General features: G+C 70.9%; 24 protein-coding genes. 16 read left to right on the plus strand and 8 right to left on the minus strand.

Going from position 1 to position 23,237, the window contains the following annotated elements:
• Positions 1 to 5 precede the first annotated feature (5 nt).
• The 3 genes from OG329_RS25335 to OG329_RS25345 form a co-directional block, all read right to left on the minus strand.
• Positions 6 to 953, minus strand: a complete 948-nt coding sequence (locus tag OG329_RS25335) for a chaplin family protein (protein WP_405798323.1) — start codon at positions 951 to 953, stop codon at positions 6 to 8.
• Between the two features lie 160 nt (positions 954 to 1,113).
• Positions 1,114 to 1,347: a chaplin gene (locus OG329_RS25340; RefSeq protein ID WP_405798325.1), complete on the minus strand. Its 234-nt coding sequence runs from the start codon at positions 1,345 to 1,347 to the stop codon at positions 1,114 to 1,116.
• Between the two features lie 299 nt (positions 1,348 to 1,646).
• Positions 1,647 to 2,060, minus strand: coding sequence for a rodlin (locus OG329_RS25345; RefSeq protein ID WP_405798326.1), 414 nt, complete (start codon positions 2,058 to 2,060; stop codon positions 1,647 to 1,649).
• Between the two features lie 218 nt (positions 2,061 to 2,278).
• On the opposite strand from OG329_RS25345, the gene OG329_RS25350 reads away from it, so the two are divergent.
• Both OG329_RS25350 and OG329_RS25355 read left to right on the plus strand, forming a co-directional pair.
• A complete protein-coding gene (locus OG329_RS25350; RefSeq protein ID WP_405798327.1) occupies positions 2,279 to 2,689 on the plus strand; it encodes a rodlin in 411 nt (136 codons plus the stop codon).
• A 220-nt stretch (positions 2,690 to 2,909) separates the two neighbouring features.
• Entirely contained in the window at positions 2,910 to 3,317 is a 408-nt protein-coding gene (locus OG329_RS25355; protein ID WP_405798329.1) for a rodlin, read from the plus strand.
• Positions 3,318 to 3,389: 72 nt separating this feature from the next.
• On the opposite strand, the gene OG329_RS25360 is transcribed toward OG329_RS25355, so the two are convergent.
• Positions 3,390 to 3,869 (minus strand): GNAT family N-acetyltransferase, encoded by a 480-nt coding sequence (locus OG329_RS25360; RefSeq protein ID WP_405802002.1) that lies wholly within the window; start codon positions 3,867 to 3,869, stop codon positions 3,390 to 3,392.
• 40 nt (positions 3,870 to 3,909) lie between these two features.
• Between OG329_RS25360 and OG329_RS25365 the strand changes: the two genes are divergently transcribed.
• A complete protein-coding gene (locus OG329_RS25365; RefSeq protein WP_405798330.1) occupies positions 3,910 to 4,710 on the plus strand; it encodes an exodeoxyribonuclease III in 801 nt (266 codons plus the stop codon).
• Here the strand turns inward: OG329_RS25365 and OG329_RS25370 are convergent.
• Positions 4,695 to 5,339, minus strand: coding sequence for a MerR family transcriptional regulator (locus OG329_RS25370; RefSeq protein ID WP_405802003.1), 645 nt, complete (start codon positions 5,337 to 5,339; stop codon positions 4,695 to 4,697). The two genes, OG329_RS25365 and OG329_RS25370, sit on opposite strands and share 16 nt — an antisense overlap.
• A gap of 180 nt (positions 5,340 to 5,519) precedes the next feature.
• Between OG329_RS25370 and OG329_RS25375 the strand changes: the two genes are divergently transcribed.
• The 4 genes from OG329_RS25375 (at position 5,520) to OG329_RS25390 (ending at position 9,063) form a co-directional block, all read left to right on the plus strand.
• On the plus strand, positions 5,520 to 7,019 hold the full coding sequence (locus OG329_RS25375) for a flavin-containing monooxygenase (protein WP_405798332.1): 1,500 nt from the start codon (positions 5,520 to 5,522) through the stop codon (positions 7,017 to 7,019).
• On the plus strand, positions 7,016 to 7,918 hold the full coding sequence (locus tag OG329_RS25380) for an alpha/beta fold hydrolase (protein WP_405798333.1): 903 nt from the start codon (positions 7,016 to 7,018) through the stop codon (positions 7,916 to 7,918). Before OG329_RS25375 ends, OG329_RS25380 begins: the two co-directional genes overlap by 4 nt.
• Positions 7,915 to 8,796 carry an SDR family oxidoreductase gene (locus tag OG329_RS25385; RefSeq protein WP_405798335.1) on the plus strand — a complete coding sequence of 294 codons (882 nt, stop codon included), beginning with the start codon at positions 7,915 to 7,917 and terminating at the stop codon, positions 8,794 to 8,796. Before OG329_RS25380 ends, OG329_RS25385 begins: the two co-directional genes overlap by 4 nt.
• A gap of 96 nt (positions 8,797 to 8,892) precedes the next feature.
• Positions 8,893 to 9,063, plus strand: a complete 171-nt coding sequence (locus OG329_RS25390; RefSeq protein WP_405798336.1) for a hypothetical protein — start codon at positions 8,893 to 8,895, stop codon at positions 9,061 to 9,063.
• A 149-nt stretch (positions 9,064 to 9,212) separates the two neighbouring features.
• On the opposite strand, the gene OG329_RS25395 is transcribed toward OG329_RS25390, so the two are convergent.
• A complete protein-coding gene (locus tag OG329_RS25395; protein ID WP_405798337.1) occupies positions 9,213 to 12,602 on the minus strand; it encodes a S41 family peptidase in 3,390 nt (1,129 codons plus the stop codon).
• 246 nt (positions 12,603 to 12,848) lie between these two features.
• On the opposite strand from OG329_RS25395, the gene OG329_RS25400 reads away from it, so the two are divergent.
• Both OG329_RS25400 and OG329_RS25405 read left to right on the plus strand, forming a co-directional pair.
• Positions 12,849 to 13,421 carry a TetR/AcrR family transcriptional regulator gene (locus OG329_RS25400; protein ID WP_405798338.1) on the plus strand — a complete coding sequence of 191 codons (573 nt, stop codon included), beginning with the start codon at positions 12,849 to 12,851 and terminating at the stop codon, positions 13,419 to 13,421.
• A 151-nt stretch (positions 13,422 to 13,572) separates the two neighbouring features.
• Positions 13,573 to 15,825, plus strand: a complete 2,253-nt coding sequence (locus tag OG329_RS25405) for an MMPL family transporter (protein WP_405798340.1) — start codon at positions 13,573 to 13,575, stop codon at positions 15,823 to 15,825.
• A 96-nt stretch (positions 15,826 to 15,921) separates the two neighbouring features.
• Here OG329_RS25405 and OG329_RS25410 read toward each other — a convergent pair whose 3' ends face one another.
• Positions 15,922 to 16,344 carry an SsgA family sporulation/cell division regulator gene (locus tag OG329_RS25410; protein WP_405798342.1) on the minus strand — a complete coding sequence of 141 codons (423 nt, stop codon included), beginning with the start codon at positions 16,342 to 16,344 and terminating at the stop codon, positions 15,922 to 15,924.
• Positions 16,345 to 16,587: 243 nt separating this feature from the next.
• Here OG329_RS25410 and OG329_RS25415 point away from each other — a divergent pair, with 243 nt between their 5' ends.
• The 7 genes from OG329_RS25415 to OG329_RS25445 all read left to right on the plus strand — a co-directional run bounded on the left by OG329_RS25415 (position 16,588) and on the right by OG329_RS25445 (position 22,698).
• On the plus strand, positions 16,588 to 17,670 hold the full coding sequence (locus OG329_RS25415) for an energy-coupling factor ABC transporter permease (protein WP_405798343.1): 1,083 nt from the start codon (positions 16,588 to 16,590) through the stop codon (positions 17,668 to 17,670).
• 1 nt (position 17,671) lies between these two features.
• The gene (gene cbiQ / locus OG329_RS25420; protein WP_405798345.1) at positions 17,672 to 18,433 is read left to right on the plus strand and encodes a cobalt ECF transporter T component CbiQ; all 762 of its coding nucleotides are present in this window, start codon (positions 17,672 to 17,674) and stop codon (positions 18,431 to 18,433) included.
• Positions 18,421 to 19,209 (plus strand): energy-coupling factor ABC transporter ATP-binding protein, encoded by a 789-nt coding sequence (locus OG329_RS25425; RefSeq protein WP_405802004.1) that lies wholly within the window; start codon positions 18,421 to 18,423, stop codon positions 19,207 to 19,209. Before cbiQ ends, OG329_RS25425 begins: the two co-directional genes overlap by 13 nt.
• Before the next feature lie 44 nt (positions 19,210 to 19,253).
• Complete coding sequence (locus OG329_RS25430) at positions 19,254 to 20,483, plus strand: serine hydrolase domain-containing protein (RefSeq protein ID WP_405798347.1); 1,230 nt, start codon at positions 19,254 to 19,256, stop codon at positions 20,481 to 20,483.
• Between the two features lie 7 nt (positions 20,484 to 20,490).
• Positions 20,491 to 21,264: an SDR family NAD(P)-dependent oxidoreductase gene (locus tag OG329_RS25435; RefSeq protein ID WP_405798348.1), complete on the plus strand. Its 774-nt coding sequence runs from the start codon at positions 20,491 to 20,493 to the stop codon at positions 21,262 to 21,264.
• A gap of 257 nt (positions 21,265 to 21,521) precedes the next feature.
• The gene (locus OG329_RS25440) at positions 21,522 to 21,824 is read left to right on the plus strand and encodes a hypothetical protein (RefSeq protein WP_405798350.1); all 303 of its coding nucleotides are present in this window, start codon (positions 21,522 to 21,524) and stop codon (positions 21,822 to 21,824) included.
• Between the two features lie 64 nt (positions 21,825 to 21,888).
• Positions 21,889 to 22,698 carry an alpha/beta fold hydrolase gene (locus tag OG329_RS25445; protein ID WP_405798352.1) on the plus strand — a complete coding sequence of 270 codons (810 nt, stop codon included), beginning with the start codon at positions 21,889 to 21,891 and terminating at the stop codon, positions 22,696 to 22,698.
• 79 nt (positions 22,699 to 22,777) lie between these two features.
• Here OG329_RS25445 and OG329_RS25450 read toward each other — a convergent pair whose 3' ends face one another.
• Positions 22,778 to 23,080 (minus strand): DUF6087 family protein, encoded by a 303-nt coding sequence (locus tag OG329_RS25450; RefSeq protein ID WP_405798353.1) that lies wholly within the window; start codon positions 23,078 to 23,080, stop codon positions 22,778 to 22,780.
• Positions 23,081 to 23,237 lie beyond the last annotated feature (157 nt).

Consider the following 23,237-nt stretch of genomic DNA (forward strand, 5'->3'; position numbering starts at 1 on the left):
ACGTGCTAGACGCGTACGGCGGCGGCGTTGCGGCGGTACAGGATGGCGCCGGCGAGCAGCAGGCCGGCGCTGAGACCGGCCCCGGCGAGCAGGTTCCGGTCCGAGCCGGTCTCGGCCAACTGGTCGACCGCGTGGGCCTCTTCGACGGCGCGCGGCCGCTCCGGGAGCATCGGGTCGTGGGCCACCGGCACGTTCGGGGGCTCCACCTCGTGCTCCCCGGGCGGGGTCGACGGGTCGAGCGGGTCGATCGGGGTGGGCGGCAGCAGCGGGGCGTGCGGGGTCTCGCCCTCGGCGCCGTTCGCGCAGGAGTTGCCGAAGGCCGGGTTGAGCAGACCGACCAGGTCGACGCTGTTGCCGCAGACGTTCACCGGGATGTCGAGCGGGGCCTGGAGGAGGTTGCCCGACAGCAGACCCGGGGAACCGACCGCGGCGCCGGAGGCCGAGGAGCCGCCGTCGTCCTGGTGGCGGCCGTGGTCGCCGGACGGCGAGCCGCCGCCGTGCGTCGAACTGGCGTGGTTGTCCCTGCCGTCGCTGTTGCCGTCGTCGCCGCTGCCGCCGTGGTCGTTGCCGTTGCCGTTGCCGGGCCGAGACGGGGCGGACGGCGGCGCCTGGGCGGGCGCCGGGTGCGTCGCGGGCTCGGCGCGCGGGGCGGTGTGCTGCCCGTGGGGGGCCGGACGGGGCTTGGACGCCCCGTGGGGCGCCGCGTGCGCGCCGGAGGAGTTGCCGCAGCCGTTGCCGAAGGAGGGGTTGAGCACGCCGACAGGATTCACCGTGTTGCCGCACACGTTGACCGGGACCTCGACGGGTGCCTGGACACTGTTGCCGGACAGCAGCCCCGGGGACCCGGCGGCGGTGGCGCCGCTGTCGGTGGCCTGGGCGTATCCACCGCTCATGGTCAGCACGCTCGACGCCGCCGCGGCGGTGAGCAGTCCTTTGCCGATGAGTTCTCGCATCTGGTTCTCCTGATATCGCCGGTGTGTCGCCGGTGCGTCGGTGTCTCGGTGTCGACTGAGGCCGGCCTCGAGGCGCGTATCGCCGTACGCCTCGGGGCCGGCCCCGGGTACGCCCCTCAGGGCGCTTCGATGCGTGTCAGTACGTGCCGGACGCCAGGCGTCAGGCGTTGACGCAGGTGTTGCCGAAGGTGGGGTTCAGCAGACCGATCACGTTGATGCTGTTGCCGCACACGTTGAGGGGGATGTGCACGGGGATCTGGACGACGTTGCCGGACAGGACGCCCGGGGAGCCCACGGCGGCACCCTGCGCGCCCGCGTCGGCCATGGCCGGCGCCGCGGCACCGACGGACAGGAGAACGCCCGCGACGACGGCGGCTGCTTTCTTGGCATTCATGGTTGAGCCTTTCCGCAACGGGGTCGCGCGCGCGGCTCTCGTGCCACGCGAACACGGCTCTCTCAGCCCGCACCGCCGCTGCTGGAACTCCAACGAGTACGCGCTAATGAGGAAACTGCCCTGATTTATGGCCTTTGTTGGTTCACCCGATCGCCGCGAGAAATGACGTTTCTGCGGCGCTTCCGCGGGCGGCGGGGAAACCGCTCGTACGACACGAAGGCCGGCCGGGGCGAATTCACCCCGGCCGGCCTTCGTCGGCCCGCAACGGCGCCGGAACGGCGCCGCGACGGCAATGGCTGTCAGCCGTTGCCCACGCCGTTGGCCGAGAGGACCGGGATGTCCTCCAGGATGTGCGACAGGGGCTCGTCGCCCTTGGCCTGCGTGGAGTTCTCGGTGCACTGCTGGTTCTGCGGGGAGGACAGGACGTTGATGTCCTGGACCGCGACCGGCACCAGAAGGCCGACGAGGGAGCCGACGTTGGCCTTGGCCGGGAGGCCGACGCAGAGCTTGTTGAGCGAGCCCTGCACGAGGCTGGCCGACGGGCTCAGGTTCCCGTGGGTCACGGAGTTGCCGAACGCCTGCTCGGCGCCGTTGCCGCTGAGCGACGTGGTGCCGGTGTCGTTGCCGACGGCGAGGGCGGGCGCCGCCGCCGCGGCGGAAACGCCGACCACGGAGGCGGTGACCGCCGCGGTCGCCAGAATCTTCTTGATCACGGTTGGTTCCTTTTCTCAAGAAATGCAGGTGATGCGGCCTGCCCAACCGGATGCCCTGGGTTTGGTTCCGCTGCTTCACTCGTTCGGCTTGCGGGCGTTGAGCGGTTGATTGAGTGCCTAATGGGCTGTTGGAGTGAAGCGCGATAACTAAACCTGCGGAATGAAGTTGCTCATGGCGCCCCGGGGACTTTGGGGCATCCTTCAGAAGGGGACTCATCGTGATCAAGAAGGTTATGGCCACTGCGGCCGTCGCTGCCTCCGTCATCGGCATGTCGGCTATGGCCGCGCCGTCCGCCCTCGCCGTCGGCAACGACGCGGGCACCACGTCGCTCAGCGGCAACGGTGCCATGCAGGCGTACGGCAACTCCGCGACGTACGGGAACATGAGCCCGCAGATGGCGCTCATCCAGGGCTCGCTCAACAAGCCCTGCATCGGTCTGCCGGCCAAGGTCAACGCCGGTTCCCTGCTGGGTGTCGTGCCGATCGCGGTCCAGGACGTCAACATCCTGTCGTCGCCGCAGAACCAGCAGTGTGTCGAGAACTCGACGCAGGCGAAGGGCGACGAGCCGCTGTCGCACCTGCTGAACGACATCCCGATCCTGTCCGCCAACGGTGCGGGCAACGGCTGATATCGCCCCTGAATCACCGCGGCCGGGCCGCCGCCGAATTTTCTGAATTCGGCGGTGGCCCGGCCGTGTTCGGTCGCGTTCGGCCGTATTCATGCCGCCGTGACCTACCGATATGCCTTATGGGCTGTTCGGGCGAATGGGCGCAACCAAACGTCGCGTGGTGAGTTGAACGAATCGGCACTCCACCGGTGGGGTGCCGACTTTCCGGAAAGGCAACAAAATGAACAAGCTGTGGGCTACCGCTGCTGTAGCGGCCACGATGGTCGGCGGCCTCGCCGCCACCGCGTCGCCGGCGCTGGCGATCGGCAACGACACGGGTACGACGTCGCTCAGCGGCAACGGTGCCAAGCAGGCGTTCGGCAACTCGGAGACCCACGGGGACATGAGCCCGGCGCTCAGCCTCGTGCAGGGCACGCTCAACAAGCCGTGTGTCGGTCTGCCCGTCAAGGCCAACGTCGGCTCGCTCGTGGGCCTCGTGCCGATCGCGGTCCAGGACATCAACGTCCTGTCCTCCCCGCAGAACCAGCAGTGCACCGAGAACTCCACGCAGGCCAAGGGCGACGAGCCCCTGTCGCACATCCTGGAGGACATCCCGGTCCTCTCGGCGAACGGCGTGGGCAACCACTGACGTTCCCGCCTCAGGCCCGGTCCGGCAGCTCGACTGCCCGACCGGGCCTGTTGTGTGTCGCGCGCCAGGTCCTCAGCCGAGCGGCTTGGCGAGGCAGACGCTCAGCGGGTTGTGCCGGTAGTGACCGAACTTCGGGCAGTCCGTGTAGCCGCTGGATCGGTAGAGCGCCAGCGCCTCCGGCTGCATGGTGCCCGTCTCCAGCACCATGCGGGTACGGCCCGCCGCGCGGGCGCTCTCCTCCAGCCGCGCGAGGATACGGCGGGCCAGCCCGAGGCCGCGCGCCTCCACCGTGACGTACATGCGCTTGATCTCGGCGTCGCCGTCCGAGTAGCCCTCGTCGTTGGTCTCCTGCGAGCGCCAGCCGCCGGTGGCCAGCGGGCGCTCGTCGGCGTCGTAGGCGAGGAGATAGAGACCGCGGGGCGGGTCGAACATCCGGGCGTGGAGCACGGTGGCGTCGCCCTCGCTGTCGTAGCGCGCCGCGTATTCGAGCTGGACCTCGGCGTCGAGCTTTACGGCGTCGGGGTGGTCGTAGGGGACCTGACGTATTTGGATGGCCACAGCACCGATTCTAGAGCCTGGATAAAGTGCCGGAATGCTGACTGTGACTTCCGTGAATGTGAACGGGCTCCGGGCCGCCGCGAAGAAGGGGTTTGTGGAGTGGCTGGCCGGGACCGGGGCCGATGTGGTGTGTCTGCAGGAGGTGCGGGCCGAGGAGGGGCAACTTGCCGAGGGCGTACGGAAGCCGGAGGGGTGGCACACGGTGTTCGCGCCGGCGGCCGACAAGGGGCGGGCGGGGGTCGCGCTGTACTCGCGGCGGGAGCCGGAGCGGGTGCGGACCGGGTTCGGGAGTGCGGAGTTCGATACGAGCGGGCGGTACGTCGAGATCGATCTGCCCGGGGTGACGGTGGCCAGTCTCTATCTGCCGTCGGGTGATGTGGGCACCGAGCGCCAGGACCAGAAGGTCCGGTTCATGGACGAGTTCCTGACCTACCTCGGCGGTCTCAGGGAGCGCGCGGCGGCGGACGGCCGGGAGGTGCTGGTCTGCGGCGACTGGAACATCGCGCACCAGGAGGCCGACCTCAAGAGCTGGAAGGGCAACCGCAAGGAGTCCGGCTTCCTGCCCGAGGAGCGCGCGTGGCTGACGCGGGTCTTCGACGAGGCGGCGTACGTGGACGTGGTCCGTGCCCTGCACCCGGATCAGACCGGGCCGTACACCTGGTGGTCCTACCGGGGGCGCGCCTTCGACAACGACACCGGCTGGCGCATCGACTACCACGTGGCGACGGCGGGGCTGGCGGGGCGTGCGGTGAAGGCGTGGGTGGAGCGGGCGGCGAGTCATGGGGAGCGGTGGAGCGATCACGCGCCGGTGAGTGTCACCTACGAGCTGGGCTGATCCGGCTCGTTCCGTTTGTCGCGCAGGCGGCGGTCCAGGGCCATCGAGAGTTCCGCGTCCACCACGCTTTTGGCGAGTGGGCGCAGGGTCGTGGGGGACGTGGTGGCCGCGTGGGTCTGGAGCGTCGTCGCGAAGAGGTCGGCCAGGGCGTCCGCGTGGGCGCGGACCTGGCGGCCGGCTTCGAAGACCGCCGCCAGTGGGACGCCTTCGCGGACCAGGGCGGCGGAGACGTCCAGCAGCCGGCGGCTGATGTGGACGAGGTCGTCGCCGTCGGTGGCGAGATAGCCGAGTTCGAGCGCGGTGGCCAGGTTCTCGGCCGTGACCTCGCCCTCGAAGTGGTCGGCCAGGGCCTCGGGGGTGAGGCGGACGGGGGTCTCCTCGGTCGGTTCGCCGAGGCCCAGGACCTCGCCCACGTCCCGTCCGCTCTCGAAGGCGGTGGCGAGGTCGGCGATGCCGTTGAGGGTGTGGCCGCGCTCCAGCAGGGCGGCGATCGTACGGAGCCGGGCGAGGTGGTGGCTGTCGTACCAGGCGATCCGGCCCTGTCTGCGGGGCGGCGGGATCAGTCCGCGTTCGCGGTAGAAGCGCACCGTGCGGACGGTGATGCCGGCCGCTTCGGCCAGCTCCTGCATGCGGTACTCGCGGTATTCGTGGAAGTCCTCGCGGGCTTCCTTTTGGTCGGACATGGCGGTCAGCCTATGTCTCGTACCGTCGGTAACTTTTTCCTGTCCGGCCCCTACCCATGAGTAAGGCGCTGTCCTACTCTCCCCACAGTGCCAGTGATTACTGGCACGGTCCGAGGAGGTGCTGGTATGGCCGAACACGTACGGGTGGCGGTGATCGGGTCCGGATTCGGCGGGCTGGGGGCCGCCGTGCGGCTGCGGCGCGAGGGGATCACCGACTTCGTCGTCCTGGAACGGGCCGGCTCGATCGGCGGGACCTGGCGCGACAACAGCTATCCGGGCTGCGCCTGCGACGTGCCCTCGCACCTCTACTCGTTCTCCTTCGCGCCCAACCCCGACTGGCCGCGTACGTTCTCCGGCCGGCGGCATATCCGCGCGTATCTGGAGCGCGTCGCCGACACCTTCGGGCTCCGGCCGCACATCCGGCTGAACCACGAGCTGCGGCTGGCGCGCTGGATCGCCGAGCGGGCGCACTGGGAGATCGAGACCACGCGCGGGATCATCACGGCGGACGTCGTGGTCTCCGCGACCGGGGCGCTGTCGGACCCGAAGGTGCCTGAGGTGCCCGGTCTCGACTCGTTCCCCGGCAAGGTCTTCCACTCCGCGCGCTGGGACCACGGTTACGACCTGCGGGGCAAGCGCGTCGCCGTGATCGGGACCGGTGCGTCGGCGATCCAGATCGTGCCCGCGATCCAGCCCGACGTAGCCCGGCTGACGCTCTTTCAGCGCACCCCGCCGTGGGTGATGCCGCGCGCCGACCGGGCGATCTCCGGCGCCGAGCGGTGGCTGCACCGCACGGTGCCGGTCACCGGTGCGGCGCGGCGTGGACTGCTGTGGGGGATAAGGGAGTTGCAGGTCCAGGCGTTCACCAAGTGGCCTCAGGAGCTGGGGCTGGTGGAGCTGCTGGCCAAGGCCAACATCGCGCGCGGGGTCAAAGACCCGGCGCTGCGGGCCAAGTTGACCCCCTCGTACCGCATCGGCTGCAAGCGGATCCTGCTGTCCAGTGAGTACTATCCGGCGCTCGCGCGGCCCAATGTGGACGTCGTCGCGTCCGGGCTGGCCGAGGTGCGCGGGTCGACCGTCGTGGCCGCCGACTCGACCGAGACCGAGGTGGACGCGATCATCTTCGGCACCGGCTTCCATGTCACCGACATGCCCGTCGCCGAGCGGGTGGTGGGGGCGGACGGGATCACCCTCGCCGAGGCGTGGAAGGACGGCATGGAGTCGCTGCGCGGCGCGACCGCGGTCGGATTCCCCAACTGGATGACCGTCATCGGCCCCAACACCGGCCTCGGCAACACCTCGATGATCCTCGTCATCGAGGCGCAGCTCAACTATCTCGGCGACTATCTGCGTACCCTCGGCTCGCTCGGCGCGGGCGCCGCGCTCATCCCCCGGCAGGCGGCCGTCGACGCCTGGAACCACCGGGTGCAGGAGCGGATGAAACGCACCGTGTGGGCCACCGGCGGCTGCACGAGCTGGTATCTGGACGCAAACGGGCGCAACACCACCATCTGGCCGGGGACGACGACCGAGTTCCGGCGGGCGACACGGGCCGTGGACCTTGGGGAGTACGACATCGTCCGCGTATGGGACGGGAAGCCGCGCGGCAAGGAGGCACTTCGATGACAGCGACCCCCAACTCCCGTGTGCTGATGGCGACTTCCGCCGACGGCTCGCGCCTTCATATTGAGGTGTACGGCTCCGAGGGGGCGCCCGCGATTGTCCTGATCCATGGATGGACCTGCTCGACTCTCTTCTGGGCCGCGCAGATCCAGGACCTGTCCGCCGACCACCGCGTGATCGTCTACGACCTGCGCGGGCATGGCCGTTCGCCCGCCGTGGACCGGAGCGGCTACACCACCGACGCGCTCGCCGACGACCTGGAGGCGGTGCTCGCCGCCACCCTCGCGCCGGGCGAGCGGGCCGTCCTGGCCGGGCACTCCATGGGCGGCATGACGCTGATGGCCGCCTCCGCGCGGCCCGCCTTCCGCGAGCACGCCGCCGCCGCGCTGCTGTGCAGCACGGGCAGTTCGGGGCTGGTGGCCGAATCGCGGGTGGTGCCGATGCGCCCCGGGCGCGTACGGACCCGGCTGACGCGGCTGATCCTCGGCTCGCGGGCCCCGCTGGGGCCGGTGACGCCGGTCTCGAAGCGGATCCTGCGATACGGGACCATGGGGCCCGGCACGGCGCCCGACCGGGTCGCCGCGTGCGCGCGGATCGTGCACGCGTGTCCGCGCGCGGTGCGGGTGGCCTGGTCGCATGTGCTCGCCGAACTCGATCTCGAAGCGGGCGTAAGGGAGTTGAGCGTTCCCACGGCGGTCGTCGTCGGGACGGCGGACCGGCTGACGCCGGCCGTGCAGGCGCACCGGCTCGCGGAGGCGCTGCCCGACTGTGCCGGGCTCACCGAGCTGACGGGCGTGGGACATATGACGCCGGTGGAGGCGCCCGAGGCGGTGACCGCCGTGATCCGGCGACTGGTGGACGATCATCTGCGGGCCGGTGTCGGTGAGGAGAGTGCGGTATGAGCAGGGTCAGTCTTGAAGGACAGGTCGCCGTCGTCACCGGGGCGGCGCGCGGCGTGGGCGAACTGCTGGCCCGCAAACTCTCGGCGCGCGGCGCCAAGGTCGCGCTGGTGGGGCTGGAGGCCGACGCGCTCAAGCACGTGGCGAGCAGGCTGCACGGCGACTGCGAGTACTGGTACGCGGATGTCACCGACCACGAGGCGATGACCCGTGTCGCGGCGGAGGTCAAGGAGCGCTTCGGGAAGGTCGACATCGTCGTGGCCAACGCGGGTGTGGCGGCGGGCGGTCCGTTCCTGGACTCCGACCCCGTCGCCTGGCGGCGGGTCATCGAGGTCAACCTCATCGGCGGCGCGGTGACGGCGCGCGCGTTCCTGCCCGTACTGCTGGAGAGCCGTGGCTACTTCCTCCAGATCGCCTCGCTCGCCGCGATCGCACCGGCGCCCATGATGAGCGCGTACTGCGCCTCCAAATCGGGCGTCGAGGCATTCGCGCACAGCCTGCGCGCCGAGTTCGGCTACAAGGGCGTGCGGGTCGGCGTCGGCTATCTGTCCTGGACCGACACCGACATGGTGCGCGGCGCCGACGAGGACGAGGTGATGCGCGAGATGCGACGGCGGCTGCCGTGGCCGGCCAACAAGACGTATCCGCCGGGGCCCGCCGTCGAGCGCGTCGTGACGGGGATCGAGCGGCGTTCGTCGCATGTGTACGCGCAGTGGTGGCTGCGGGGCACACAGTCCGTACGCGGACTTCTGCCCGGCATCATCGCGACCGTCGGCAGCCGCCACATGCGGAGCCTCGACCCGCGGCTCGGCGGGGTGGGGAAGGGGCTCGTGGGGGCGGGCGGGGCGGCCGACGAGCGGGAGCGTACGCAGCGTAATTGATCGAAATGCGAGCTATGTCGGCGCGTGTAAGTCTGGTCGAGGCCCAGGACTCATCCAGGGCCCCACCGACTTCCAACTTCCAGGAGCGGATTCCTCATGGGTATCGCCGACCAGTTCAAGGACAAGTCGCGGTCGCTCGCCGAACAGGCGAAGGCGAGGGCGAAGATGAACGAGAAGACGAACGAGAACAACGACGAGCGGGACGGGGCGTCGGAGCGGGCCGGCTCGCGGGACGAGCGCGAGGGCGGCTCGCGGGACGACGCCTGAGCCGATTGCTTGAGCAGCGCGCTTGGTGCGGTGTGCACCAGGTGCGCTTCTCTGTGCGGGCCGTGGGTGGTGTCCTCAATCGCCGGACGGGCTTCTTTTGCCCTCAATCGCCGGGCGGGCTTGAAGCCCGTCCGGCGATCCCCCGGGGCTCAGCTTCGCGGCGGTAGCAACGGGCGGCGGAGGTCCGGGACATCGGCGTAACCCGGGGGCGTCGCCGCGGGCTGCTTCGCCAGGAGTTCCAGCGCCACCCACACCGCGTCGTCCAACTGCGCGTGCCGGCCCTCCGCCCAGTCCAGCGGTGTGCGCAGCGCCTCGATGTCCGGCTCCACGCCGTGGTTCTCGACCGACCAGCCGTACGTGTCGAACCAGGCCGCGTTCATCGGCACCGTGATCACCGTGCCGTCGCCCAGTTGGTGTCTGCCGGTCATGCCGACCACACCGCCCCAGGTGCGCTGTCCGACCACCGGGCCCAGTTTCAGCAGCCGGAAGGCGGCGGTGATCATGTCGCCGTCCGAGGAGGTGGCCTCGTCGGCGATCGCGACGACCGGGCCGCGCGGGGCGCTGGAGGCGTAACTGACCGCCTGCGCGTTGCGTGTCAGGTCCCAGCCGAGGATGCGCCGGGTCAGCTTCTCCACGACGAGTTCGCTGATGTGGCCGCCGGCGTTTCCGCGTACGTCCACGATCAGCGCGGGCCTGGACACCTCGAGGCGCAGGTCCCGGTTGAACTGTGCCCAGCCCGAGCCGCCCATGTCGGGGATATGGAGGTAGCCGCACTTGCCGCCGCTCATCTCGCGGACGACCTCGCGGCGTTTGGCCACCCAGTCCTGGTAGCGCAGCGGCCGTTCGTCGATGAGCGGGACGATCGCGACGCGCCGTGAACCGCCGTTCGCCGTACCGTCGTTGGCCGTCGACAGGTCCTCGGCGGGGCGGAAGGTCAGCTCGACCGTCGTGCCGCCGGCGGCGGACAACAGCGGGTAGGGGCCGGCCACCGGGTCGACGGGCCGGCCGTCGACATGCGTGAGGACGGCGCCCTCGCGGATGCCCGTACCGGCCAGCGGGGAACGGGCCTTGGAGTCCGACGACTCGCCGGGCAGGATTCGTTTGACGAGCCATTCGCCGTCCCGGCACACGAGGTTGGCGCCGAGCAGGCCCATGGCGCGCTGGTAGTGCGGCGGGCCCTCGTTGCGGCGGGCGGGGGTGACGTACGCGTGTGAGGTGCCCAGCTCGCCCAGCGCCTCGCGCAGCAGATCGGCGAACTCGTCGGGGGTCGCGACGCGTTCGACCAGCGGGCGGTACTGGTTGAGCACCGCGTCCCAGTCGATGCCGCACATGTCCGGCTCCCAGAAGTACGCGCGGATGACGCGGCCCGCCTCGTCGTACGCCTGGCGCCATTCGGCCGCCGGGTCGACCTCGTGCAGGATGCGGCGCAGATCGAGATGGACGGTGGAGTCGTTGTCGCCGGCCTCGGTGGCGGGCACGGCGCGCAGTTCGTCGTCGTCCACGACCACGAGGCGTGAGCCGTCGCCGCTGAGTGCGAACCAGTCGAGGTGGTCGACGAGTTCGCTCTTACGCGCCTTGGTGATGTCGAAGTGTTCGAGCGTCGGCCGGCCCGAGGTGTCGGCGGGGTTGGCGAACGTCTCGCCGAGCGCGCCGGAGATCGGCCAGCGCAGCCACACCAGGCCGCCGCCGCTCACCGGTTGCAGGGCCGAGTACTTGGAGGCGGAGACGGGGAACGGCGTGACGCGGCTCGCGAGCCCTTCGACCTCGACCGTGACCGTCCCTTCGGCCACGGCGGCCGTGCCGTCGGACGTGACGACCGGCACCGGGTCGAGTCCGCCGGCGGCCGGGCGGCCGTCCGGGGACAGCGCGAACGGCGAGGGCGTCGCCGACGACAGCGGTACGAGATAGGGGCGGCAGCCCAGCGGGAAGGAGAGGTCGCCGGTGTGCACGTCGTACACGGGGTCGAATCCGCGCCAGGAAAGAAAGGCGAGATATCGGCCGTCGCGGGTGAAGACCGGATTCTCGTCCTCGAAGCGGCCGTTGGTGACATCGATGATCGTACGGTCCGCGATCCGCGCCATCTTGATCTGGCGCAGCGTGCGGCCGACGCCGGGGTGCGCCCAGGCGAGCCAGTCGCCGTCCGGGGAGAACGCGAGGTCGGTGACGGGGCCGTTGACGGAGCGGATCAGCTCGGTGATGTCCTCGGTGACGGATTCGGTGACCGGCTCGGTGGTGTCCCCGGTGGTGGTCGTGGGCTCAACCGGCGCTGTTCCGGCCGTCTCTGACGCCTCGTCAGGGACCGTCAGTATCAGCAGCCTTCCGTCGTGCGTCGTCACCGCCAGCCGTTCGCCGTCCGGGTCCGCGATCAGCTCGTGGACGCGCCCCAGCCGCCCGGCCGCGAGGCGTACCGGCGGCCGGTCGCCGCTCGCGCGCGGCAGGTAGGCGATCTCGATCGCGTCCTCGCCCTCCGCGTCCGTGACGTACGCGACCTTGCCGCCGCTGCCCAGCATCTCGGGGAGCCTGACCCGTACGCCCGGAGTGTCCGTGATGGTGCGGGCCGGGCCGTCGCGGTGGGTGAGCCAGTACAGACTGCCGCGTACGGAGACGGCGCTGGCCCGGCCCGTGGTGTCCACGGAGATCGAGTCGACGTGGTGGGCCGCCGGGACCTGGTAGACGCGCCGCCCGGCGCGCGGACCGCCGAGCCGTACCGACAGCTTGCGCGGCACCGAGTCGGGCGCCAGCGAGTCGACCAGCCAGAGGTCTCCCGCGCACTGGTAGACGACCCGGCGTCCGTCGGACGACGCGTGGCGGGCGTAGAACGCGTCGTGGTCGGTGTGCCGGCGCAGATCGGTGCCGTCGGGCAGCGTCGAGTAGAGATTGCCGACGCCCTCGTGGTCGGAGAGGAAGGCGATACGCCCGTCCACGAACATCGGGCAGTCGAGATGGCCGGGCAGATCCTCCAGCAGCCGTTCGCCGTGCAGCCACAGCCGCCCCATGGCCCCGCCCCGGTACCGCTTCCAGGCGGCCGGCTCATGCGGCGGCTTCCCGGTGAGCAGCAGGGTGCGCCGCTCGCCGTCGATGTCGGCGATCGCGATGTCGGCGACCGGGCCCCAGGGGAGCTTGCCGCCGGGGGAGCCGTCGGTGGGGACGCTGTAGGCCCACGAGTAGTACGAGAACGGCTGGCCGTGCGAGGAGACGGCGAGGATCTGCGCCGAGCCGTCCTTGTCCGGTGGCGTCCAGCCGCAGACGCGGGTGTCCGTGGAGCCCCAGTAACCGAGCCGGCGGGCCGGACCGCCGGCCACCGGCGCGAGATGGATCTCCGGATCGAGGCTGCGCCAGGTCGTATAGGCGATCTGGCTGCCGTCCGGCGAGAACCGGGGATGCCCCACCCTGGTGCGGTCGACGGTCACCCGCCACGCGCGGTCGGGGCGGTGCTTGGCCGACGAGAGGGGAGCGACCCAGAGGTCGTCCTCGGCGGCGAAGCACAGCAAGTCGTCGTGCAGATGCGGATAACGGAGATACGCGACGTCGTCACTCACCCCCCAATGCTTTCCGTGCGGGAGGGGCGGGGCAACTCGTGGGCCGAGGCCAGTTGGCCGGATGTGTTCGGCGGGCACTCGGTCGTGTGTGTGGAGGTGTGCGGGGAGGGGTTGCGGCGCGGTGTGGCGGCGCGGTGTGGTGGAGGACACAAGCGAAACGTTGCCGTTTCGATGAGGGTGGGGTTATCTTCGTACTGTACGAAACCGTTTCGCTTGGTTCCTTGATTTCTTGACGGGAGGTCGACCATGGGACGCACCAGACTCACGCCGGAGCGCGAGAGCGAGTTGTACGGAGCCGTGCTCGACCTGCTGCGCGAGGTCGGCTACGACGCCCTCACCATGGACGCCGTCGCCGCTCGTACCCACTCCAGCAAGGCCACCCTCTACCGCCAGTGGGGGAGCAAGCCGGAGCTTGTCGCACGAGCCATGCGGAACAACAAGCCTGCCGATGTCAGTCAGATCGACACCGGCTCGCTGCGTGGGGACTTCCACGCCATGGTGTCGCTGGCCGACGACTGTCAGATGGAACGGGACTCCGCGCTGATGCGGGGCCTGGTCCATGCCGTCCACAACAACCCCGATCTCCACCTCGCGCTGCGTGAACTGCTCATCGAGCCCGAACTGAACGGGCTCGGTGTCTTTCTGCGCCGTGCCGTGGAACGCGGTGAGGTCAGCGCGGACCGACCCGCGCTGAACTACGTCACACATATGCTGGTCGGCGCCTTCGTCGCCCGGCAGCTCGTAGAGGACCGCTCTGTCGATCAGGCGTTCCTCCGCGATTACGTCGACGCCGTGCTCCTCCCCGCACTCGGCGTCTGACGCTCCCCGCAGCTCCGCAGCGTCACCTCCCTGGGCCGCTCGCCCAACTCCGGGGTTCCCCAGCAGTACCCAGCACCTGACGCGTGTCCGCTCGCGCGCCGTCGGTCGGCTCCCCATGCCCTGATCCACCCCCAGACCGGGAGTACGCCTCGTGGCCACGTTCCTGTACAAGCTCGGACGGTTCTCCTTCCGACGCCGAAATCTCGTCGCCCTCGTATGGGTGGCGCTGCTGGCCCTGGCCGGCGTCGGCGCGGCATCCGCGTCCACCGCGACCTCCAGCTCCTTCTCCATTCCGGGGACGGAGGCGCAGAAAGCCTTCGACCTGCTCGAACAGCGCTTCCCCGGCGGCAGTGCCGACGGAGCGACCGCCCGTGTCGTCTTCAAGGCGCCGGACGGCGAGAAGATGACCTCCGCCGCGCACAAGGCCGAGGTGAAGAAGATCGTCGACGAGCTGCCGGCCGGCTCGGACCAGGTCGCGCAGGTCACCGACCCGTACGCCGCCAAGGCCGTCTCGAAGGACGGTTCGACGGCCTATGTGTCGGTGACGTACAAGGTCAGCTCGATGGAGCTGACCGACGAGACCCGCACGGCGCTGGAGGAGACCGGGGCCGAGGCGCGGGACACGGGCCTGACGGTCGAGATCGGCGGGGACGCGCTCCAGGCCGTGCCGGAGACCGGGGCCACCGAGATCATCGGTGTCTCCGTGGCCGCCGTCGTCCTTGTCATCACCTTCGGCTCACTGATCGCTGCGGGGCTGCCACTGCTCACCGCGCTCATCGGCGTCGGGATCGGCGTCTCGTCCATCACCGCGCTCGCCAGTGTGATGGACCTCGGCTCCACCACCAGCATTCTCGCGATGATGATCGGTCTCGCCGTCGGCATCGACTACGCCCTGTTCATCGTCTCCCGCTACCGGGCGGAGCTGACGGAGGGGCGTGAACCCGAGGAAGCCGCCGGGCGGGCGGCCGGGACGGCGGGATCCGCGGTCGTCTTCGCGGGACTCACCGTCGTCATCGCGCTCGTCGGGCTCTCCGTCGTCAACATCCCGATGCTCACCAAGATGGGTGTCGCCGCCGCCGGTACGGTCGTCATCGCCGTCCTCATCGCGCTCACGCTCGTCCCCGCCGTGCTGGGATACGCGGGCAGGCGTGTGCAGGGCAAGAAGCTGCGCGCCAGGCACGACCGGGAGCGGGCGGAGTCGGCGGACGGCAAGGTGGCCGAGGGCAAGCCCAACATGGGCACCCGCTGGGCCCGTTTCGTACTGCGCCGCCCGGTCGCCGTACTCGTCGCCGGAGTCGTCGGCCTCGGCATCATCGCCGTACCGGCGTCCTCGCTGGAGATGGGTCTGCCCGACGACGGTTCACAGCCGACGAGCACCACGCAGCGCAAGGCGTACGACATGCTGTCCGACGGCTTCGGCCCCGGCTTCAACGGCCCGCTGATGGTCGTCGTGGACGGCAAGGGTGACGACAACGCCAAGCAGATCGCCGGGCAGGTCACCGACGCGGTGGAGGACCTGAAGGGCGTCGCCGCCGTCACCCCCGCCACGTACAACAAGGCCGGTGACACGGCGACGATCACGGTCGTCCCGAAGGACCGTCCCTCATCGGTGGAGACGGAGAACCTGGTCCACACCATCCGCGACGCGGGCGGTGAGATCGCCGCCGACAGCGAGGCGAAGGTCCTGGTGACCGGCGCCACCGCGATGAACACCGACTTCTCCGAGAAGATGAACGACGCGCTGCTGCCCTACCTCGCGCTCGTCGTGGGTCTGGCGTTCCTGCTGCTGATGCTGGTCTTCCGGTCGATCCTGGTGCCGCTGAAGGCGGCCCTCGGCTTCCTGCTGTCGGTCGTCGCCGCGCTCGGCGCGGTGGTCGCGGTCTTCCAGTGGGGCTGGCTGTCGGGCCTGTTCGGTGTCGAGCAGACCGGTCCGGTCATGTCGATGATGCCGATCTTCATGGTGGGTGTGGTCTTCGGTCTCGCGATGGACTACGAGGTCTTCCTGGTCACGCGGATGCGTGAGGCGTACGTCCACGGGGAGCGGCCCGGCCAGGCGATCGTCACCGGCTTCCGGCACGGGGCGCGGGTCGTCACCGCCGCCGCGGTGATCATGATGGCGGTCTTCGCGGGCTTCATCGGCTCCGGCGAGTCCATGATCAAGATGATCGGCTTCTCGCTGGCCATCGCGGTCTTCTTCGACGCGTTCGTGGTCCGGATGGCCATCGTCCCGGCGGTGCTCGCGCTGCTCGGCAACAAGGCGTGGTGGCTGCCGCGCTGGCTGGACAAGCTGCTGCCGAACGTGGACGTGGAAGGCGAGCAGTTGCACAAGATGCTGGAGAAGGAGTCGGACGGCCGGGGGCCGGACGCGGGGCCGGGCTCGGAGAAGGAGCTGGTGCGGGTCTGAGTTCACCCGGGACTCACCCGGGACTCACCCGGGACTCACCTGGGACTCACCTGGGTTTCCTGGGCCCTGTCCGCCCCGACAGGGCCCAGGTCTGACTCAGGTGTTGTGCAGCAGGCGGTCCAGGCCGCGCTTGGCGCGCAGTGGGTAGCGCTCCTCGCCGGCCGGGACCGTCTGGTGCGTCAGGCGCAGGAAGCGGCGCAGCGCGGAGGTGTCGAACTGGACCAGCGCGACGCCTTCCGGCGAGTGGAACTCGATCATCGTCTGGGCCCGGCCGCAGGGCCACACGCGTACGTCGCCGTGGCCGGAGGGCGTACGCAGGCCCGCTTCGAGGAGTTCGCGGGCGAAGGCCCACACCACCTCGCGGCCGTCGCGCGACACCTCGGCGGGGAAGGCGACGCGTACGGTCGGCGGATCGGCGCTGTCGTAGCGCAGGACGACCGACAGACGCCGGTGGTGGAGGGTGTCCGCGATGAGGCGGACCTTGGCGGACTGCTCGACGACGGCTGACACGGCTGACATCGCTCGCTCCTGCTCCTCTGTGACGCTCCCCGAGGAGTTGTGTGGCGCTTTACTGCACAACATACCTTTTGTCCGTTATTTAACTCCGAGTGTCACGGAATCCCAAACTTTCCGTGCCGTTCGATGTCCGTACACCGGTTCGCATGCCGCGCGCTCTTGCAACTCGTTCGCAGTAGAGGACTATCTATTCGAACGGTTCACTTCGAGCGGTTCACCCACGCCTGCCGGAAGCGGAGCCCGCCCATGCATGTCCCCGACGGAATGATCAACCTGCCGGTGTCGGCCGCCGCCGGCGTCGTCGCGGCCGGGGCCGTGGCGGTCAGCCTGCGCGGCGCCCGCCGCGAGCTGGGCGACGGGCCGCTCGCCGAAGGCCACGGCGCGGAGCGCACCGCGCCCCTCGCGGGTCTCGTCGCCGCCTTCATCTTCGCCGTGCAGATGCTGAACTTCCCGGTCGCGGCAGGCACCAGCGGGCATCTGCTCGGCGGGGCGCTGGCGGCGATACTCGTCGGCCCGTACACCGGCGTGCTCTGTATCGCCGTCGTCCTGCTGATGCAGGGCATCCTCTTCGCCGACGGCGGGCTCACCGCGCTCGGCGTGAACGTCACGGTCATGGGCGTCGTGACGGTGCTCGTCTCGTACGGGATCTTCCGCGGCCTGCTGCGGATCCTGCCGCGCACGCGCCGCTCGGTGACCGTGTCCGCGTTCGTCGCCGCGCTGGTGTCCGTGCCGGCCGCCGCCGCGGCCTTCACCCTCCTCTACGCGATCGGCGGGACGACGGACATCCCGATCGGCAAGGTGCTCACCGCGATGGTCGGCGTGCACGTGCTCATCGGCATCGGCGAGGCGGCGATCACCGCGCTGACGGTCGGGGCGGTCATCGCCGTACGGCCGGATCTGGTCCACGGGGCGCGCGGGCTCGCCGCGCCGCTCAAGCTGCGGGTGGACGGCGAACTGGTGGACGCGCCCGCCCCGGCCGTCCCGGTCGCGGCGGCTTCCGCCCGCTCGCCGCGCGGGCTGCTGGCCGCCGGTCTCGGTACGGCCCTGCTGCTGGCCGGTGTCGTCTCCTTCTACGCCTCCGCCGACCCGGACGGTCTGGAGAAGGTCGCCGCCGACAAGGGCATCGACAAGAAGGTCGAGGAGCACGCCGCCGCCGACTCGCCGCTCGCCGACTACGGCATCAAGGACATCTCCAGCACCCGGCTCTCCGGCGGCCTCGCGGGCGTGATCGGCGTCGGCGCCACGGTCGTCGTCGGCAGCGGCATCTTCTACGTGGTCCACCGCCGCCGTACCTCCGCGTCCCGGCCGGTCTCCACCGAGCGGGCCTGACATGGGCGCGGGCCACGCCCACAAGCTCTACCGGCACGGGCACTCGCCGGTCCACGCGCTGCCGCCGCACTGCAAGCTCGCCGCCGTCCTGTGCTTCGTGCTCGTCGTGGTCTCCACCCCGCGCGAGGCCGTGTGGGCCTTCGGCCTGTACGCGGTGCTGCTCGCCGTCGTCGCCGCCCTCGCCCGCGTCCCGGCCGGGTTCCTGCTGCGCCGGATGCTGATCGAGGTGCCGTTCGTGGCGTTCGCCGTCCTCATGCCGTTCGTGGTGCCCGGCGACCAAGTGCGGTTCCTGGGGCTGTCGTTGAGCGAACCCGGACTGTGGGGCGCCTGGAACGTGCTGGCCAAGGGCACGCTGGGGGTCGCCGCCTCCGTACTCCTCGCCTCCACCACCGAACTGCGCGCGCTGCTGCTGGGGCTGCGCCGGCTCCGGCTCCCGCCGATGCTCGTCCAGATCGCGTCCTTCATGATCCGCTACGGCGACGTGATCACCGACGAGCTGCGCAGGATGTCGATCGCCCGCCGCTCGCGCGGCTTCGAGGCACGCGGCGTACGGCACTGGGGTGTGCTCGGCAAATCCGCCGGCGCGCTGTTCATCCGCTCCTACGAGCGCGGGGAGCGGGTGCATCTGGCGATGATGAGCCGGGGCTACACGGGCACGATGCCGGTCATCGACGAGATGACGGCGTCGCGCGCGCAGTGGACGTCCGCCGCCGCACTCCCGCTCTCGGCGCTCGCGGTCTGTGTGCTTGGCTGGACGCTGTGAACACGCGGTTTCCCGAGCAGTCCGCGCCGCCCCCGCCCTCTTTGGAGGTGCGCGGGCTCGCCTACGCGTACCCGGACGGGCACCAGGCACTCTTCGGCGTCGACCTGACCGTCGCGCGCGGCGAGCGGGTGGCCCTGCTCGGCCCCAACGGTGCCGGGAAGACCACCCTCGTCCTGCACCTCAACGGCATCAACACGGCGGGCGCCGGGTCCGTCACCGTCGCCGGGCTGCCCGTCGCGAAGGAGCATCTCGCCGAGATCCGGCGGCGCGTGGGCATCGTCTTCCAGGACCCCGACGATCAACTCTTCATGCCCACGGTGCGTGAGGACGTGGCCTTCGGCCCCGCCACGGCCGGACTGCGCGGCCCGGAGCTGGAGGCCAGGGTCGTGGCCGCGCTCACCCGGGTCGGCATGGCCGAGTACACGGACCGGCCGCCGCACCATCTGTCCTTCGGGCAGCGGCGCCGGGTCGCGGTGGCGACGGTCCTGGCGATGGAGCCCGAGATCCTGGTCCTGGACGAGCCCTCGTCCAACCTCGATCCGGCGTCGCGCCGTGAACTCGCCGACATCCTGCGGGCGTTGGACGTCACTGTGTTGATGGTCACGCACGACCTGCCGTACGCGCTGGAACTGTGCCCGCGCGCCGTGATCCTCAGCGAGGGCGTCATCGTGGCGGACGGGCCGACGCGCGAACTGCTGGGCGACGCGGAGCTGATGGGCGCGCACCGGCTGGAGTTGCCGTTCGGTTTCGATCCCACGGCGGTCCCGTCGCGCTGAGTCGGGTGGCCCTGAAGGCGCCGCGAACCGTGCACCATGGAGGCATGAGCGGGATGGTAGGCGTCGCTGACGTCCAGGGCACGGTGGCCGCGGGCTTCGAACCCGTCAAGGACGCCTTCGTACGCAACTTCCACGAGCGCGGTGAACGGGGCGCGGCCGTCGCCGTGTACCGGGACGGGCACAAGGTCGTGGACCTGTGGGCCGGTACGCGCGACGTCGACGGCACGGAGCCGTGGGCCGTGGACACCGCGCAGATCGTCCACTCCGCGACGAAGGGCGTCGCCGCCGCCGTACCGCTTCTGCTGCACCAGCGCGGGCGGATCGACCTGGACGCGCCGGTGGGCACGTACTGGCCGGAGTTCAAGGCCGCGGGCAAGGAACGGGTCCTCGTACGGCACCTGTTGTCGCACCGCGCGGGCGTGCCCGTGCTCGACCGGCCGCTCAGCCCCGCCGAAGCGCTCGACGGGGAGTCGGGCGCCCGCGCGGTCGCCGCGCAGCGGCCCGTGTGGGAGCCGGGCACCGACCACGGCTACCACGCGTACACCTACGGCTGGCTCGTCGCCGAGCTGGTGAAACGCGTCACCGGGCGCTCGGTGGGTCAGTGGATCGCCGACGAGATCGCCCGGCCGCTGGGCCTGGACTTCTGGATCGGGCTGCCCGCCGAGGAGGCGCACCGGGTGGGCCGTATCGGGCGGATCGAGGAGCCCGCGGGGGGCACTGGCGAGGGGGCCGGCGGTGCCGGCGGTGGCGAGCTGCGGCTGCGCGTGAAGCGCTCGGTCGCCCAGGCGTACAAGGACCCGCAGTCGCTCACGCGGCGGGCCTTCGGCGCGATCGATCCGCTGCCTGACCTCAACAGCGCCGCCTACCGCGCCGCCGAGATGCCCGCGAGCGGCGGCATCTCCACCGCGCGGGCACTGGCGCGCTGTTACGCGGCGATGATCGGCCCCGTCGACGGCCCCGGGCACGGCTACCGGGGCGGCGAGCGGCTGTTCGCCCCCGCGACGCTGACCCTGGCCCGTACCGAGGAATCGGCGGGCCCCGACCGGGTGTTGGTCGTCGGCACCCGCTTCGGCCTCGGCTTCATGCTGCACGGCGCGGGCGTGCCACTGCTCGGCCCCGGCTCCTTCGGACACCCGGGAAGCGGCGGCTCGCTCGGCTTCGCCGACCCCGAGTCGGGCATCGCCTTCGGCTACGTCACCAACGGCATGCGGAAGGGAGTGACAGCGGACCCCCGTGCCCAGGCTCTGGTGCGGGCCGTCAGGTCGGCCTCATGATCGGCCCATGAGGCGATTCGAGAATCTTGGAGTACTGGTCACCGGAGCCGGGCGCGGCATCGGCGAGGCGATCGCCCGGCGGCTGACCGCCGAGGGCGCGCGGGTGCTGCTCACGGACGTGGACGGTGAACGGGCGGAGCAGGCAGCGGAGTTGATCGACGGGGCTTCGTCGCTGGCGTGCGATGTCGCCGACCGCGCGTCGGTCGAGGCGGCCGTGGCGTACGCGGTCGAGCGCTTCGGCTCGCTGGACGTCCTGGTCAACAACGCGTACTCCTGCACACCGGACATGCCCCTCTTCGAGGACGAGCCGGACGAACACTGGGCCCGTGACCTCGACCTCACCCTGACCGGCGCCTTCCGCTGCGCGCGGGCGGCGCTGCCGCACCTGGCGGCGTCGGGGCGCGGCGCGATCGTGAACATCGGCTCCGTCAACGGCGAGCAGGACTTCGGCAACCACGCCTACAGCGCGGCGAAGGCGGGCCTGGCGAGCCTGACCCGCACCCTGGCCGGCCACGCGGCGCCGCGCGGGGTCCGCGTGAACCTCGTCGCGCCCGGCACGATCCGTACGGACGCCTGGCAGGGCCGCGAGGCCAACCTGGAACGCGCGGCGCCCCATTACCCGGCGGGCCGGGTGGGCCTGCCGGACGACGTCGCGTCGGCGGTGGCGTTCCTGGCGTCGTCGGACGCGGGATGGATCACGGGGGTGACGCTGCCGGTGGACGGGGGGATCCTGTCGGCACATGTGGCGCTGCGGACGGCGCTGGCGGGGGCGGCGGAGTAACGGGCGGGCCTGCGGGGGCACTTGACGCACCGGACGCGGCGGTCGCGCGACGCGGTAGCCGCGTTGGCGGGTACGGCCGCCACCCCGAAGGCGGGTCCCGAATGTGCGGTCGAAGGTCGACCGGGTGCTGTGGTCGCGCGCGGACGCGGCCAAACCGGCCCCGGCGACATGGTCCCGACCTTTAGCAGGGGCAGTGCGCCAACAACCGGGAGGGCATCGCCTGTGCGCGGCTGATCGTCGAGGCCGCGGTGGTGGCCGTGCGGGACGCGCCGGAGGAGGGCAGGCTCCTGGTCACCTTCGACGTCAAGGAGTGGATCAAGCCCGCGAGCGGGGCCGACCGTATCGAACTCGACATGGTCGACCCGGCGGTGGCCCAGGCGCAGGAGCCGTGGCGGGAGGGCGTGCCGGTACTGCTCAGTGTGCCGCTGCGCCGCGACCTGGAGGCGTCCGCGTTGTCCGGGGAACAGCTCAAGAGCCGGCGGAAGGTCCTTGACCACTATCTGCCGCCGGCTACGAACACGCAGTGCCCGGAGTACTGGCGTACGCCACAGGACCGATGAGTTTCGGTGGCCGGAGGCGTCATACCTATGTAGCCGCGAGGCTCTAGGTAAGGACGGCTCCACCATGGCCACCACCCACACACTCGGCGTCCCCGGCGCGCGCCTGCGCTACGAGGTACGGGGCTCCGGCCCCGTTCTGGTGCTCACGGGCGCGCCCATGGGCACCGCGCACTTCGCACCCCTGGCCGACACGCTCGCCGACTCGTACACCGTCGTCACGCACGACCCCAGGGGTATCTCCGGCAGCACACTGGACGATCCCGAGCAGGACTCCACCCCTGAGCTGCGCGCCGACGACATCGCCGCGATCCTGGACGACCTCGGCGCGGAGTCCGCCGATGTGCTCGGGTCCAGCGGCGGGGCCGTGACCGGCCTCGCGCTGGTCGCGCGCCACCCGGCCCGCGTCCGTACCCTCGTCGCGCACGAACCGCCCGTGCTGGGGCTGCTGCCCGACGCGGATGAACGGCTCGCGGAGACGGACGACATCGTGGAGACGTTCCACCGGGAGGGTGTCGGCCCGGCGTTCGCGAAGTTCATGGCCACCTCCGGGCTGGAGACCGGCGAGGAGGGCGCCCCCGCCGAGCCGCCGGGCGAGCCCTCCGCCCAGGACCTGGCGGACGGAGCCCGCTTCCTGGGCCACGAACTGCGCGGCACCGCCGGGTACTTGCCGGACATCGACGCACTGACGGCCGGCCCGGCCCGCGTCGTGATCGGCATCGGCGCCACGTCCGGCCCCCTGCTCACGTACCGCACCTCCACGGCCCTGGCCACCCGCCTCGGCTCCCGACCGGCCGAATTCCCGGGCGGGCACGGGGGGTTCGTGGAGTCGCCGGGGGAGTTCGCGGAGGTCCTGCGGAAGGTGTTGGGGGGCTGAGGCGGGCTAGTGCCGGGCCGTCAGCGGTGCCGCTCCAACGCCTCCCGCACGGCCGAAGGGCCGGCGTCTTTGCCGGCGCTCACTCACCCGGCCGGGGCTTGCGGTGCCTGCCTCGGCCGGCGTCGAGAGGCCGAGACTCGGGGGTTGCCACCGTCGGTGGTTCCTCGTCGCGCGGACGCATGAGCCGTTGGGCTTCGGCGAGGTTCGGCACGGTCCCGTGCGGTTCCCAGGCGTACCCGTTCCACCGCTGGATGACACGGGGCGCGTCGGGGTTCAGGTGTGATCCCTTGAGGCCGTCGTCGGACGCCAGCGGCACGGCTCGAAGCCGTCCGATCTTCGCCTCCCGGCGCTCCGCCCAGTCCGACAACGCCTCGTCGTCCATCGTGCATCCCTACGCTCCGGGGACCTGTCTCCCGGCAGAGTAGTGCCGCCCGTGGGGGATTGTGCCGCCGTCGAGCGGGCAAGGCGCTGTTGCGAGCGGAGCGCCAGTCCGGCCAAGGAATCGGCCTGTTGTGATGTAACCAAGGGATTTGTCCAAG

This window comes from Streptomyces sp. NBC_01506, assembly GCF_045040295.1.
Taxonomy (GTDB): Bacteria; Actinomycetota; Actinomycetes; order Streptomycetales; family Streptomycetaceae; genus Streptomyces.

What these genes read in the sequence shown, in the direction of transcription:
- OG329_RS25435 (WP_405798348.1), top strand. Translation starts at nt 20,491, where the DNA reads ATGAGGCGATTCGAGAATCTTGGAGTACTGGTCACCGGAGCCGGGCGC.
- OG329_RS25340 (WP_405798325.1), bottom strand. Translation starts at nt 1,347, where the DNA reads ATGAATGCCAAGAAAGCAGCCGCCGTCGTCGCGGGCGTTCTCCTGTCC.
- OG329_RS25370 (WP_405802003.1), bottom strand. Translation starts at nt 5,339, where the DNA reads ATGCAGGAGCTGGCCGAAGCGGCCGGCATCACCGTCCGCACGGTGCGC.
- OG329_RS25450 (WP_405798353.1), bottom strand. Translation starts at nt 23,080, where the DNA reads ATGGACGACGAGGCGTTGTCGGACTGGGCGGAGCGCCGGGAGGCGAAG.
- cbiQ (WP_405798345.1), top strand. Translation starts at nt 17,672, where the DNA reads ATGGGCGCGGGCCACGCCCACAAGCTCTACCGGCACGGGCACTCGCCG.
- OG329_RS25355 (WP_405798329.1), top strand. Translation starts at nt 2,910, where the DNA reads ATGAACAAGCTGTGGGCTACCGCTGCTGTAGCGGCCACGATGGTCGGC.
- OG329_RS25385 (WP_405798335.1), top strand. Translation starts at nt 7,915, where the DNA reads ATGAGCAGGGTCAGTCTTGAAGGACAGGTCGCCGTCGTCACCGGGGCG.
- OG329_RS25415 (WP_405798343.1), top strand. Translation starts at nt 16,588, where the DNA reads ATGCATGTCCCCGACGGAATGATCAACCTGCCGGTGTCGGCCGCCGCC.
- OG329_RS25375 (WP_405798332.1), top strand. Translation starts at nt 5,520, where the DNA reads ATGGCCGAACACGTACGGGTGGCGGTGATCGGGTCCGGATTCGGCGGG.
- OG329_RS25365 (WP_405798330.1), top strand. Translation starts at nt 3,910, where the DNA reads ATGCTGACTGTGACTTCCGTGAATGTGAACGGGCTCCGGGCCGCCGCG.
- OG329_RS25380 (WP_405798333.1), top strand. Translation starts at nt 7,016, where the DNA reads ATGACAGCGACCCCCAACTCCCGTGTGCTGATGGCGACTTCCGCCGAC.
- OG329_RS25430 (WP_405798347.1), top strand. Translation starts at nt 19,254, where the DNA reads ATGAGCGGGATGGTAGGCGTCGCTGACGTCCAGGGCACGGTGGCCGCG.
- OG329_RS25335 (WP_405798323.1), bottom strand. Translation starts at nt 953, where the DNA reads ATGCGAGAACTCATCGGCAAAGGACTGCTCACCGCCGCGGCGGCGTCG.
- OG329_RS25410 (WP_405798342.1), bottom strand. Translation starts at nt 16,344, where the DNA reads ATGTCAGCCGTGTCAGCCGTCGTCGAGCAGTCCGCCAAGGTCCGCCTC.
- OG329_RS25445 (WP_405798352.1), top strand. Translation starts at nt 21,889, where the DNA reads ATGGCCACCACCCACACACTCGGCGTCCCCGGCGCGCGCCTGCGCTAC.
- OG329_RS25390 (WP_405798336.1), top strand. Translation starts at nt 8,893, where the DNA reads ATGGGTATCGCCGACCAGTTCAAGGACAAGTCGCGGTCGCTCGCCGAA.
- OG329_RS25400 (WP_405798338.1), top strand. Translation starts at nt 12,849, where the DNA reads ATGGGACGCACCAGACTCACGCCGGAGCGCGAGAGCGAGTTGTACGGA.